Genomic DNA, 13,004 nt, shown 5'->3' on the forward strand with positions numbered 1-13,004 from the left:
GTCAAGCGCCTGGGAGCTTTATGAACGCACTGCACCATTCCTCCATCCGCCGCACCAAAATCGTCGCCACCTTGGGGCCCGCCAGCGACCGCGAGGGCGTGCTGGATGCCATGCTCGCCGCGGGCGTCGATGTAGTGCGGCTGAACTTTTCCCACGGCAGCGCCGAGGATCATCGGCGCCGACTTCAAGAAGTGCGTAAAGCTGCCGCCAAGCTGGGCAGAAGTGTGGCCGCACTGGGTGACCTCCAGGGGCCGAAGATCCGCGTCGCGCGCTTCAAAGAGGGCGCGGTCACCCTTAAGGAAGGTCAGCCGTTTATTCTCGATATGGCAATGGACGGCGAGGCGGGCGACAGCGCCCGGGTCGGTTGCGACTACAAGACGCTTGCCGATGACGTGGTGGCGGGCGACCGCTTGTTGCTCGACGATGGCCGCGTGGTGCTGGATGTCACCGGCGTCGAGGGCACGCAGATTCACACCCAGGTCGTGGTGGGCGGCAAGCTGTCCAACAACAAGGGCATTAACAAGCAGGGCGGGGGGCTCTCGGCCCCGGCCCTCACCGAGAAAGACAAGGAAGACCTGAAAACGGCGGTCGAGATCGGTGTGGATTACCTGGCCATCTCCTTCCCGCGCTCGGCTGACGACATGCTCGAAGCACGTCGACTGCTGGGTGAGGCAGGGAAAGATATCGGCCTGGTTGCCAAGGTGGAGCGCGCCGAGGCGGTGGCCGATGACGCCACGCTGGATGGCATTATCGAAGCCTCCGAGGCGGTGATGGTTGCGCGTGGCGACCTTGGCGTCGAGATTGGCGATGCCCAACTGGTGGGTGTGCAAAAGCGCATGATCAAGCGGGCGCGTACGCTCAACCGCGCGGTCATCACGGCCACGCAAATGATGGAAAGCATGATTGCGTCACCGTTGCCAACGCGTGCCGAGGTGTTCGACGTGGCCAACGCCGTGCTGGACGGCAGCGACGCGGTGATGCTTTCGGCGGAAACCGCTGCGGGGGATTATCCCGTCGAGACCGTCGACGCCATGGCACGGGTATGCCTGGGGGCCGAGCGCGAAAAAACCGCCCAGGAGTCGGGCCACCGCATCCACGAAGGTTTCACCCGCCCGGACGAGACCATTGCGCTCTCAGCCATGTACGCGGCCAACCACATGCAAGGTGTCACAGCCATCGCCTGTATGACCTCGTCGGGCTATACCCCGCTGATTGCCTCGCGAATCCGCTCGGGGCTGCCGATTGTCGGTCTGGCGCATAACCCCATCGCCCAGCGGCGCATGGCGCTCTACCGCGGTGTGGTATCACTGCCGTTTGATACCTCTGAAATGAGCGCCACTGAGCTTAATGACCGCGCCCTTGAGCTGTTGGTAAAACAGGGGGTCGCCAAGCCTGGCGATTACGTGATTCTGACCCGCGGTGATCATATGAATGCTCATGGCGGTACCAACACCATGAAAGTGATGGAGATTACCGAACAACACCTTCCCCCACAGGCGGGCTAAGCGTGCGTGGCTTGTGTGGGTGTGGCCTGTGGATGGCGTGGCTGCTGGCGGTGGCGATGCCCGCATCGGCGGGGACTGCAACGGTGGCGGCGGCTTCGGATTTGCAGTTTGCGCTGACGGAGGCCGCCGAACGCTTCGAGCATGAAACCGGCCACACGCTGCGGCTGAACTTTGGCTCGTCGGGCAATTTTCGCCGCCAGATTGCCCAGGGCGCGCCCTTCGAGCTTTTTCTCTCCGCCGATGAGCGCTACGTAGAAGCGCTGCACGACGAGGGTTATACCCGTGATGAGGGTGTGATTTACGCCGTCGGGCGTTTGGTGTGGCTGCAGCGGGCGGGGCAAGGCGAGGCGCCTGGCGAAGACATGCCATTGGCCGGGGTTGAAAAGGCGCTGGCGCGCTATGCGAACGGTGAACGGCCGCGCATTGCGCTTGCCAATCCCGAGCACGCACCCTATGGCGTTGCCGCGAAGCAAGCGCTTACCCATGCGGGGCTTTGGTCTCAAACCGAACCGCTGCGGGTGCTGGGCGAAAATGTTTCCCAGGCGACGCAGTTCGCGCTTTCCGACGATGCCCAAGGCGGACTGGTGGCCTATTCACTGGCGCTGGCGCCGCCGTTAGCGGAGCGAAGTGAGTACATGCTCATTCCGGAGGGCTGGCATGAGCCACTGCGCCAGCGCATGGTGCTCACCCGCCAAGCGGGCGAGGCAGCGCAGGCCTTCTATGCCTGGCTCCAGCAGGCAGAGGGGCGGGCGATCTTTCAACACTATGGGTTTAGTACAGACTGATGGATTGGTCGGCGCTTTCTGTGTCATTCCGCCTGGCGGCGCTGACGTGTGCTTTTTTGCTGCCGTTGGGGATCTTTCTGGGCCGCTGGTTAGCGAGTGCCCGCTTTCGCGGCAAAGGCCTCTGCGAGGCGCTGGTGGCACTGCCGCTGGTGCTGCCGCCAACCGTATTGGGGTTTTATCTGCTGCAGAGTTTTGGCCGCGAAGCGCCGGTCGGCCAGCTATGGATGTCGCTCACTGGCGGGGGGCTCAACTTCACCTTCAGCGGTATCCTGCTGGCCTCACTGGTCGCCAACCTTCCCTTTGCCGTGCAGCCGATTCAGCGCGCCTTTGAGAATATCCCCCATAACCTGCGCGAAGCGGCGTGGTGCAGCGGGCTAAGTCCGTGGCAAACGCTGCTGCGCATCGAGTTACCGCTGGTGTGGCCGGGCATCCTGTCCGCTACCGCGCTGACCTTCGCCCACACCCTGGGCGAGTTTGGCGTCATTCTGATGGTCGGTGGGGCAATAGACGGCGAAACCCGCACGCTGGCGATTGCCATTTACGACCGGGTGCAGGCCTTTGACGAGCAGGGGGCGGCCCTGATGGCAGCGTTGTTGCTTTTGGTGTCGTTCACCACCCTGGGCGTGGTCTATGGCCTGGCGGGTCGCCGGAGGTGGGGGCGTGGCTAGGTTGATGGTGAGTGCCCAGCAAAGCGGGCCGATTCCACTCAACGCCGAGTTCAGCTGCTTGCCCGGCGAGCTGTTGGCCCTAGTGGGGCCGTCGGGGAGCGGTAAAACCACCCTGCTGCGCGCCGTTGCCGGGCTTTACCGCCCGCAGCAGGGGCGCGTTGAGTGTGCAGGGCAGACGTGGTTTGATTCCCGGGGTAAGCGCTCGCTATCGCCCCAGCAGCGCCGGGTCGGCATGGTGTTTCAGGACTATGCGCTGTTTCCTCACTTGACCGCCCTGGCCAACATTGCGCTTGCGCTGCGGCATTTGCCGTCCGCCAGGCGCCGCCTTCAGGCGGAACAATGGCTTGAAACGGTGCGCCTGAAAGGCCTGGAAAATCGCTATCCCAGCGAGCTCTCCGGCGGCCAGCGTCAGCGTGTGGCCCTGGCCCGTGCGCTGGCTCGCGAGCCTCAGGTGCTGCTGCTCGACGAGCCGTTTTCGGCGGTGGACCAGGTAACCCGGCGACGGCTGCAGCGCGAGCTGGCCAGGCTTCGCCAGCAAATCTCGATCCCCATCGTGTTGGTCACCCACGACCTGGAAGAAGCCGCCGCGCTGGCGGATCAGGTCTGTGTGCTGCATAACGGTCGCAGTTTGCAACAAGCGTCGCCTGACACCCTGTTCAGAACCCCTGCCTCGCCTAACGTCGCCCGGCTGCTGGATCGGCATAACGTCTTTGAAGGCCAGGTGGTCGAGGTCGGTGGAGCGCGCCGTTTGCGCTGGGGCAACGATCAACTGGACGTTGCCTCGGGGCTCGACGGGCTTAATATCAATGAGCATGTGGCATGGTACCTGCCACCCTCGGATATCGTGCTCCATCGTCGCGGCCGTCCTTCGCTTGGCGATCGGGAAAACCCGATTGCCGCGACGGTCGATGAGCTGGTCGTGCTAGGCGGCATGACCTCGGTGGCATTGCGCGTTCAACACGGCGATCTGCTACGTTTCGATATTGCCACCCATGCGGCACGACGTAATCAATTGACCCCCGGCGCGGCGGTGCATGTATCGCTATTGGCAGGGGGCATTCACCTGATGCCCGGACACGGCGTTAATAGCGCCCGATAAGACAAGGAAAACATCATGACCATGAACCGCCGGTCGCTGCTGAAAGCATCCATCATACTACCGCTGTCGTTATGGCTACCCGGGGCGTCACTGTGGGCGCAAGCGACGCCGGACGACGCCGAAACGCTGTCGTTGGCGATCCATACCCAGCAAGGCCCGCATCGCCTCGATGTCGAACTGGCCGATACATTGGCTGAACGTCAGCGGGGGTTGATGCAACGCGAGCACCTCCCCGCAAAGCGCGGCATGCTGTTTGTTTTCGACAACGAACGGTCGGCCAATAATGGGTTCTGGATGTATCAAACGCTGATTCCGCTGGACATCGCCTTCATCGACGCCGCAGGGCGTATCGTCGCCATTGATACCATGCAGCCCTGCGAATCGTCGTCGCCAGCTGACTGCCCCTCTTATGCGCCGGGGGCTGCCTATCATGCGGCCCTTGAGGTCAATGCGGGTTACTTTGCTGAACGGGGAATTGGCGTGGGTGACTGTGTATCGGTACCCGCCCTGACCGGGTTTTGTCAGCCGGAAAATTAAGTTGGCCGGGGGCGAGGGCCGATATTAAGCACAATCAGGGCAATGCCTGCGACCACCAGGCCGCCGCCCGCCAGTTTATGCACACCCAGACTGTCACCCATCAATAGCGCCCCGAGGCCGACCGCCAAAACCGGTACGAGCAGCGTCATGGGGACCACGCGATTGACCGGGTGGCGGCGTAACAGGGCGTACCAGATGCCGTAGGCAACAATCGATGACATCACGGCGGTGTAAATCATCGCCCCCCAGCCCAACCAGCTCGCCTGCTGAATTGCCTGCCATTGGCCGCTCTCAAACAGCCAAGACCCCAGCCCTACCTGAGGTACCGCGAACAGCGCGACCCAGCCCGCCAACGCCAGCGGCGCAATGGGTGGGCCGCGTTTGATTAACAGCTGCGATACCGCCCAGCCCATGGCACTGCACAGAAGAATCGCCAGGGGGAGAGGCGTCGGTAAGGTGGGGCCACCCGCCAATACGATAATGCCCGCAAACGAGAGCAGCAGCCCAATAACGCGTTTGGGGCCGAGCTTTTCTTTCAGAAAGATCACCGCCAGTAGCGTGGCAAAGGGCGTGCCCATCTGCACTAAAAGCGCACCCGTACCCGCCTCGGCCTGCTGTAAGCCAATAAACAGCAGGCCAAAATGCAGGCTGCCGAAGGTGAAGGAAAGTAATAGCAAAAATGGCAGTTGGGCTCGCGACACAGGATAAAAGGGCACCAGCAGTACAGCGACCAGCGTAAAGCGCAGCGTGGTCAGCAGCAGCGGCGGGAGTTCTGTGACACCGACCTTGATGACGATGATATTCAACGCCCAGACAGTGATGACAAAGAGGCCGAGCAGCAGGTCGCGTAGGGGCACGTTAATGTCCGTTGACAGATGGAGATGCTCGCCATTGTATCAGCTTGGGAGACTGCCAAAATGATAGTGCCGTAAGTCACCGCATTTCCGTCTCCTTCTAGGTGAACGATGCCGACCTTCGGTGTCTTCCTTTTGTTAGTGAAGTGCTTACAATGAAGCGGGGCACTGTCAGCGGCGTTGCGCCGTTGAACACGCCACCATAAAAACCGATAAAAAAGGATCTATCATGACGCTGACACGCTCAATGGCTTGCCTGTCTACCGGCTTGGCCGGTGCAATGTTGCTGTCTTTCTCGCTATCTGCCCAGGCGCGCGAACTCTCGGTTTCAACCGTTTTGTCTGACGCTTTCCCTTGGGGGCAGGCGGCGGAGAAGTGGGCAGAACTGGTCGAGGAACGCAGCGATGGCGAACTGACAATGCGGGTGTATCCCAACTCTCAGTTGGTATCCGGTGATCAGACCCGCGAATTCTCGGCCATGCGGTCGGGGCTTATTGACGCTGCTGTGGGCTCGACCATCAACTGGTCGCCGCAGGTGCCCGAGCTCAACCTTTTCTCGTTGCCGTTTTTCATTCCTGACGAAGCCGCGGTGGATGCGGTCACCGGTGGTGAGGCCGGAGAAATGGTATTTGAAGCGATTGAGTCACGGGGAGTTATTCCGCTGGCCTGGGGTGAAAATGGCTTTCGCCAGGTATCCAATTCACAAGGCCCCATCAGTGAGCCGAGTGATTTGGACGGCTTGAAAATCCGCGTAGTGGGCTCGCCGCTGTTCCAGGATACGTTCTCCGCGCTGGATGCCGACCCGACACAAATGAGCTGGACCGACGCTCAGCCAGCGTTGACGACCGGTGCGGTTGATGGCCAGGAAAACCCGCTCTCGGTATTTGATGTGGCGCGCATTGACCAGGTCGGCCAGGAGCATCTGACGCTCTGGAACTACATGAATGACCCGCTGATTTTTGCCGTCAACCAGCAGGTGTGGCAATCATTGAGTGAAGAACAGCAAACGCTGCTGCGCGAAACCGCGGTTGAAGCCGGCGAGTGGGAAATCGCCATGACCCGTGAACAGGAAAGCGAGCGGCTTGAGGCCATTAAAGAACGCGGCGTGACGGTGACTGAGCTTACCGATGCGCAGTACCAGGCGTTTGTCGACGCAACGCAGTCCGTCTACGAAGAGTGGGCACCCCGCATTGGCGAAGACCTGGTCGAGGCCGCACAAGCCGCTATCGACGCACGTTAGTCACCCTTGATGTTGTGTCTCCCAGTCGTCAAGGCTGGGAGTTTTTCGCTGTGAGGCTGCCATGAAAGGCTTTCCTGATGCGCGACCTGAGCGCTGGCTGGGCGCGCTGGCATTGATCATTATTGCATTGATTAGCCTGGGCAACGTGATCACGCGCTATTTAACCGGCGGGTCGTTTTCCTTCACCGAGGAGTTTTCGGTGTTCCTGCTGGTCGTGCTGACCTTCGCCGGGGCGTCGGTGGCGCTGCGGCGTAACCGCCATATCCGGATCAGCTTTCTGGAACGCGCACTGCCGCTCAAATATCGACGTGCCCTGATTTTTTTTCAGGCGCTATGTGGTGCCATCGTACTGGGCTTGATCACTTGGTACGGCGGCAAGCTTGCCTGGCAGGAATACCAGTGGGAGTCGCTGTCGCCTGGGCTTGGCCTGCCGCAGTGGTGGTATATCGTTTGGCTGCCGGTGTTGTCTGCCGCCATGCTGTGGCGTTTGCTGGAGCAAACACGCGATCGTCTGACCGGGAGGTTTGGCGATGACGCCTGACGTGTGGATGATTCTGGCGTTCGCCGGATTGCTGATCGCGGGTGTGCCGGTGGCGTTTTCGCTAGCGCTTTCGGGGGCGGTGGGGATCGTTATAGGGCTGTCGCCGGATATGCTGGCGACCCTCGGCACCAACACCTACAACAGTATTGCCAAATACCCGCTGATCGCGATTCCGCTATTTATCTTAACCGGGCTGATTTTCGAGCGTGCCGGTGTCGCGCTGCGCCTGGTGCGTTTTGCCCAGGCGTTGATTGGCCCGCGCCATGGCGGTTTGGCGCTGGTCGCGGTGCTGGTATGCATGATTATGGGGGGCATGAGCGGTTCTGGTCCCGCAGATGCGGCGGCGGTGGCGATGGTGATGCTGCCGAGCATGACCAAGGCGGGCTACCCAAAGCCGTTTTCTGCCACCCTGATTGCGGCTTCGGCCTCCACCGCGATTCTCATACCTCCCTCCGTTGCGTTGATTCTCTATTCCATTGTCGTGCCGGGTGTCGATCTGCGTGCCTTGTTTGCCGCCGGGTTGTTTCCGGGGGTGCTCGCTGGCCTGGCGCTGTTGCTACCGGCACTGCTGGTAGCCAGACGCTACGGATGGGAAGGGGGGACACCATTGGAGGGCGCTGAGCGGCTGACGGTAAGAGACACCTTCAGGCAGGCTTTGCCCGCATTATTCGCACCGGTGCTGATCCTGGGCGGGCTACGCTCCGGGCTCTTTACTCCGACGGAAGCCGCGGTGGTGGCGGTCGCCTACGGCGCCGTCGTCGGGCTTTTTCTCACTCGCGAGCTGTCATGGCGGGACTTATGGGAGCTGTTTGGCGAAGCGGCCATTATTTCAGGCGTGGTGATGCTGATTATCGCTCTGGCGGGTATCTTTGCCTGGGCGGGCACCATGCTGGGCACGTTTCGCCATTTGGCGGAGTGGATTATTGGCTTGACCGATAACGGCGTGCTGCTGCTGATTCTGGTGATGCTGGCCGTGCTGGTGGCCGGAATGCTGCTGGATGCGATCTCGATTTATCTGATCATGATGCCGATCCTGATTCCGGTCATGCAGCACTTTGAATGGAATCCAGTGTGGTTCGGCATATTACTCGCCATGAATATTGCCATCGGGCAGTTTACACCACCAGTGGCCGTGAATTTGATGGTCACCACGGAGGTGGCCAAAATCCGTCTTGAACAGACACTGGGCTGGGCCTTGTTGTTCGTGGTGGCGATGGGCTGCGCGTTGGCACTGGTGGCCATTTTCCCGAGCATCGCGCTGTGGCTGCCGCGTGTGCTGGGCTATAACGTTGACTGATACCCCACGGCCCATGCCAAAGCGGAATAGTGGTTAACGCTCCCTAAACGGTGAAGACCGCTACACTGAACCTATAAATGGGTAAACGAAGTTTGCTGTCAGGTGTATCTGATTTCGCCAACGAGGTTTTTTTTCGCTAAAGTAGTGAAAGCCGACAGAAACTGTCGATGCTGATAACAGATTGTCTTGAAAACGTTTTGGATCCATCAACCTGCACAAATAAGGCGCAGGTGGGGGCCAACGCACAATCCTCATAACATCAAGATAAAGAGGTGTATTCATGAAACGCCATGCATTTTCTACCGCTGCCTTCTCAGGCTCGCTACTTGCTGCTACTGCCTTTGCTTCTCCCGCAATGGCACAGGAAGACGAACAATTCATTACCATCGGTACCGGTGGCCAGACCGGGGTTTATTACGTCGTCGGCCAGTCCGTCTGTCGCCTGGTCAATCGCGGCAGCGACGAGCACAACATCCGTTGTAACGCACCATCGACCGGTGGCTCGGTTGCCAATATTAACGGCATCAAATCCGGCGAGCTGGATATGGGGGTTGCCCAGTCCGACGTTCAGTTCCAAGCCTACAACGGTACCGGGAATTTCGAGGGAGATGCGTTTGAGGAACTGCGTGCCGTCTTCCGTATTCATGGCGAGCCGTTGACACTGCTGGCCCGTGAAGACTCCGGTATCGAAACGCTGGATGACCTCGAAGGCAAACGCGTTAATATCGGCAACCCGGGCTCAGGTCAGCGCAACACTATGGAAGTTGTGATGGATGCCAAAGGCTGGGACGAAGACACCTTCTCCCTGGTCTCCGAGCTGGATGCCGCTGAGCAGGCTGCTGCACTGTCTGACAACAACATCGATGCCATGGTGTATGTGGTCGGCCACCCGAACGGTTCCATTCAGGAAGCGACCACCACGGTGGACTCACGCCTGATCCCGATGAACGACGACGATATTCAGGGCATTGTTGACGAATATCCCTACTACTCCACGTCTGTGATTCCCGGCGGTCTGTATAAAAACAACCCCGACGATGTCGAGACGTTCGGTGTGGCTGCGACGTTCGTGACCTCCGCGGATGCCGACGACGATGTGGTCTACGAAACCGTTAAAGCGGTATTCGACGACTTTGACCGTTTCAAGCGCCTACACCCTGCCTTCGAAAATCTGGATGCTCAGGACATGGTGACGCAAGGCCTGTCTGCACCTCTGCATGATGGTGCCAAGCGTTACTACGTCGAGCAGGGCTGGATCGAAGAGTAAGGTTATCGGTACTGGGTGTTAATCACCGATTGAAAGATGTGCGCGCGGTCTCTCACGGGGCCGCGCGCTGTGTTTGGAATGTCGCCTGGATTGCTCCAGGGCCTCTTATTGGCATTCCTCATTGTCATCCATATTTTTGCAGGGCATGCATATGACAACGGATAACACCAAGACCGGTGGGTCAAATGTTGATCTTGAAGATCTGGTGGCTTCTACGGATTCCGGGTCTCGTAAACCGGCGGGAATGCCTGGCAAGCTGCTGGTAGGGATCGCCGCGGTGTGGTCACTTTTTCAACTGTGGATCGCGTCGCCGTTGCCTTACATCGTTGGCTTCGGGGTATTTAACGCAACTCAATCCCGTTCGATTCATTTGGCTTTTGCGCTGTTCTTGGCGTACATGGCATACCCTGCGCTCAAGCGTTCGCCCCGCGATCGTATTCCATTGCAAGACTGGGTGCTGGCGGCGGTGGCCGCGTTTTGTGGCGCCTACATGTTCATCTTCTACGAAGGCTTGTCGGAGCGCCCTGGCGCGCCATTGTTGATCGATGTCGTCGTCGGGGTGGCGGGGATTTTGCTGTTGCTGGAAGCGACACGACGTGCTCTAGGGCCGCCGCTAATGATTGTTGCCTCCGTGTTTTTATTCTATTCGCTGGCCGGGCCCTGGATGCCAGGCATGCTGGCCCACGGTGGTGTCAGTCTTTATGGACTGGTTAACCATCAATGGTTAACCACCCAAGGGGTGTTCGGTATTGCGCTAGGGGTGTCCACCAGCTTTGTCTTCCTGTTCGTATTGTTTGGTGCCTTGCTGGATAAAGCGGGCGCCGGTAACTACTTCATTAAAGTCGCGTTTTCGCTGCTTGGGCACTACAAGGGCGGCCCGGCCAAAGCGGCGGTGGTGGCGTCGGGCATGACCGGCTTGATTTCGGGCTCCTCGATTGCCAATACGGTGACCACCGGTACCTTTACCATTCCCATGATGAAACGCGTGGGCTTCTCCTCGGAGAAGGCCGGTGCTGTCGAAGTCGCCTCCTCGGTCAACGGGCAAATCATGCCGCCCGTGATGGGGGCCGCCGCGTTTCTGATGGTCGAGTACGTGGGTATTTCGTATGTCGAAGTCATCAAGCACGCATTTCTGCCCGCGCTGATATCCTATATCGCGCTGATTTATATCGTTCATCTGGAAGCCCTGAAAGCCAATATGCAGGGGCTTGAAAGCAGCAACCCACCCAAGCCGCTCGTCCGCAAGGTGACGGGCTTTTTGGCTGGCCTGTTGCTGATGATGATCACGGCGTTTGCGGTGTATTACGGCCTGGGCTGGTTGCAACCCGTGCTGGGACCGGCTGCGCCCTGGGTCATCGGTCTGGCGTTGGCGGCGGTTTATGTCGCATTGCTCAAACTGGCTTCGGGCTATCCTGAGCTGGAAGTCGATGACCCCAATGAGCCGGTGCTCAAACTGCCGCAAACCCGCCCCACGGTGCTGGTCGGTTTGCAATACATTCTGCCCGTGATCGTATTGGTATGGTGTTTGATGGTCGAGCGCCTGTCGCCAGGGCTATCCGCTTTTTGGGCCACGGTGTTCATGATCTTTATCATGCTGACCCAGCGCCCGATTACCGCGTATTTTCGTGGTCGCAGCGATATTGCCTCCGACCTGCGTGAAGGCGCTCTGGATCTGTGGAACGGGCTGGTGACCGGTGCCCGTAACATGATCGGTATCGGCATTGCGACGGCGACGGCGGGTATCATTGTCGGGGCGGTTTCCCAGACCGGGGTCGGGCTGGTGTTGGCCGATGTGGTCGAAACCCTGGCAATGGGCAACCTGTTGCTGATTTTGCTGTTTACCGCGGTACTCAGCTTGATTCTCGGCATGGGGCTGCCTACTACTGCCAACTACATTGTGGTATCGGCCTTGCTGGCGCCAGTGATCATTCAACTGGGGGCTCAAAATGGCCTGCTGGTACCGCTGATCGCCGTGCACCTGTTTGTGTTTTATTTCGGCATCATGGCGGATGTTACGCCACCGGTGGGGCTTGCCTCGTTTGCAGCGGCTGCAGTGTCCGGGGGCGATCCGATTCGCACCGGTTTCCAGGCGTTTTACTACAGTCTGCGCACCGCAGCCCTGCCCTTCCTGTTCATCTTCAACACCGACCTGCTCTTGATTGACGTGACACCGCTGCAAGGGGTGTTGATCTTTGTGGTGGCGACGGTGGCGATGCTGATTTTTGCGGCCGCGACTCAAGGCTTCATGATTACGCGTAACCGCTGGTATGAGTCGGTCGTATTGCTTGTGGTGGCCTTTGCGCTTTTCCGTCCAGGCTTTTTCATGGATATGATTCACGATCCTTATCGGTCTACCGAGCCCACCGAGTTCGTTGAAACCCTGGGTAATGTCGATGAGGGATCGTCGCTAAGAGTCCAGATTAGTGGCCAGGATGATTATGGCGATCCCTTGACCACCTACATTTTGGTGCCGGTGCCGGAAGGTGATAGTGGGCAGGAGCGCCTGGATAACCTGGGACTGATGCTGCTGACAGAAAACGATGAAGCCATCGTCGATATGGTGACCTACGGCAGTGATGCAGCAGACCTGGGCTTTGATTTCGATCAGGAAATCGTCGAAGTGCTGGCACCGGTGGACCGCTGGACAAAAGAGTGGATCTGGATACCCGCTCTCGCCATGTTCGCTCTGATCGTCATGCTACAGCGCCGTCGGCGGGACGCCGAGGGTCGCACTACCAAGGCCAATGCCGCGTGAGGAGGGGCTGTCATGTACTACAAAATTTTACTGCCCGTTGATCTCAATGAAGAGAGTTCATGGGGCAAGGCGTTGCCCACGGCCATCAAACTGTGCCAGACGTTTGACGCGTCGCTACACGTGGTGACGGTGCTGCCGGACTTCAAGATGCCCATGGTGGGGGCGTATTTTCCTAAAGACTTCTCCAAGAAGGCGCATGAGGCCGTCAAGGACGCCCAACATGCTTTTATAGAAGAGCACGTGCCTGAAACAATCAATACCCAAAGCGTGATTGTCGACGGTTCACCATGGGAGGCGATCATCAAGGTCGGTAAACAGCTGGATATCGACCTGATCGTCATGGCCTCGCATACCAAGCGCAAGTTTGTCGATTACGTACTTGGGCCCAACGCCGAGCACGTGGTACATCATGCCAAGATGTCGGTCATGATTGTCCGCTAGTTGCCCGAAGGGGAT

Annotated in this window: 12 protein-coding genes; 11 read left to right on the plus strand and 1 reads right to left on the minus strand. The window is 59.2% G+C overall.

The window, feature by feature from the left end; all coding sequences use genetic code 11:
- The first annotated feature begins 20 nt into the window (after positions 1–20).
- The 5 genes from pyk to NH395_RS04110 are packed head-to-tail and all read left to right on the plus strand — an operon-like array spanning position 21 to position 4,594.
- Positions 21–1,505: a pyruvate kinase gene (gene pyk, locus NH395_RS04090; protein ID WP_092826292.1), complete on the plus strand. Its 1,485-nt coding sequence runs from the start codon at positions 21–23 to the stop codon at positions 1,503–1,505.
- Positions 1,506–1,507: 2 nt separating this feature from the next.
- Positions 1,508–2,290, plus strand: coding sequence for a molybdate ABC transporter substrate-binding protein (modA, locus tag NH395_RS04095; protein WP_253022599.1), 783 nt, complete (start codon positions 1,508–1,510; stop codon positions 2,288–2,290).
- Positions 2,291–2,310: 20 nt separating this feature from the next.
- A complete protein-coding gene (modB, locus tag NH395_RS04100; protein WP_245748397.1) occupies positions 2,311–2,958 on the plus strand; it encodes a molybdate ABC transporter permease subunit in 648 nt (215 codons plus the stop codon).
- Positions 2,951–4,057: an ABC transporter ATP-binding protein gene (locus tag NH395_RS04105; RefSeq protein ID WP_253022601.1), complete on the plus strand. Its 1,107-nt coding sequence runs from the start codon at positions 2,951–2,953 to the stop codon at positions 4,055–4,057. Before modB ends, NH395_RS04105 begins: the two co-directional genes overlap by 8 nt.
- A gap of 15 nt (positions 4,058–4,072) precedes the next feature.
- A complete protein-coding gene (locus tag NH395_RS04110; protein ID WP_253022603.1) occupies positions 4,073–4,594 on the plus strand; it encodes a DUF192 domain-containing protein in 522 nt (173 codons plus the stop codon).
- Here the strand turns inward: NH395_RS04110 and NH395_RS04115 are convergent.
- Complete coding sequence (locus NH395_RS04115; RefSeq protein WP_253022605.1) at positions 4,591–5,451, minus strand: EamA family transporter; 861 nt, start codon at positions 5,449–5,451, stop codon at positions 4,591–4,593. The two genes, NH395_RS04110 and NH395_RS04115, sit on opposite strands and share 4 nt — an antisense overlap.
- A 226-nt stretch (positions 5,452–5,677) precedes the next feature.
- Here NH395_RS04115 and NH395_RS04120 point away from each other — a divergent pair, with 226 nt between their 5' ends.
- The 6 genes from NH395_RS04120 (at position 5,678) to NH395_RS04145 (ending at position 12,989) form a co-directional block, all read left to right on the plus strand.
- Complete coding sequence (locus NH395_RS04120) at positions 5,678–6,688, plus strand: DctP family TRAP transporter solute-binding subunit (protein ID WP_253022606.1); 1,011 nt, start codon at positions 5,678–5,680, stop codon at positions 6,686–6,688.
- Between the two features lie 61 nt (positions 6,689–6,749).
- Positions 6,750–7,229, plus strand: a complete 480-nt coding sequence (locus NH395_RS04125) for a TRAP transporter small permease (protein ID WP_066322587.1) — start codon at positions 6,750–6,752, stop codon at positions 7,227–7,229.
- On the plus strand, positions 7,219–8,526 hold the full coding sequence (locus NH395_RS04130) for a TRAP transporter large permease (protein ID WP_253022607.1): 1,308 nt from the start codon (positions 7,219–7,221) through the stop codon (positions 8,524–8,526). Before NH395_RS04125 ends, NH395_RS04130 begins: the two co-directional genes overlap by 11 nt.
- Positions 8,527–8,806: 280 nt before the next feature.
- The gene (locus NH395_RS04135; RefSeq protein WP_253022608.1) at positions 8,807–9,793 is read left to right on the plus strand and encodes a TAXI family TRAP transporter solute-binding subunit; all 987 of its coding nucleotides are present in this window, start codon (positions 8,807–8,809) and stop codon (positions 9,791–9,793) included.
- A gap of 151 nt (positions 9,794–9,944) precedes the next feature.
- On the plus strand, positions 9,945–12,548 hold the full coding sequence (locus NH395_RS04140) for a TRAP transporter permease (RefSeq protein ID WP_253022609.1): 2,604 nt from the start codon (positions 9,945–9,947) through the stop codon (positions 12,546–12,548).
- Positions 12,549–12,560: 12 nt separating this feature from the next.
- Positions 12,561–12,989 carry a universal stress protein gene (locus NH395_RS04145; protein ID WP_253022610.1) on the plus strand — a complete coding sequence of 143 codons (429 nt, stop codon included), beginning with the start codon at positions 12,561–12,563 and terminating at the stop codon, positions 12,987–12,989.
- The last annotated feature ends 15 nt before the right edge of the window (positions 12,990–13,004 follow it).

Source organism: Halomonas sp. Mc5H-6 (genome assembly GCF_024124705.1).
GTDB classification, from domain to species: Bacteria; Pseudomonadota; Gammaproteobacteria; order Pseudomonadales; family Halomonadaceae; genus Vreelandella; species Vreelandella subterranea.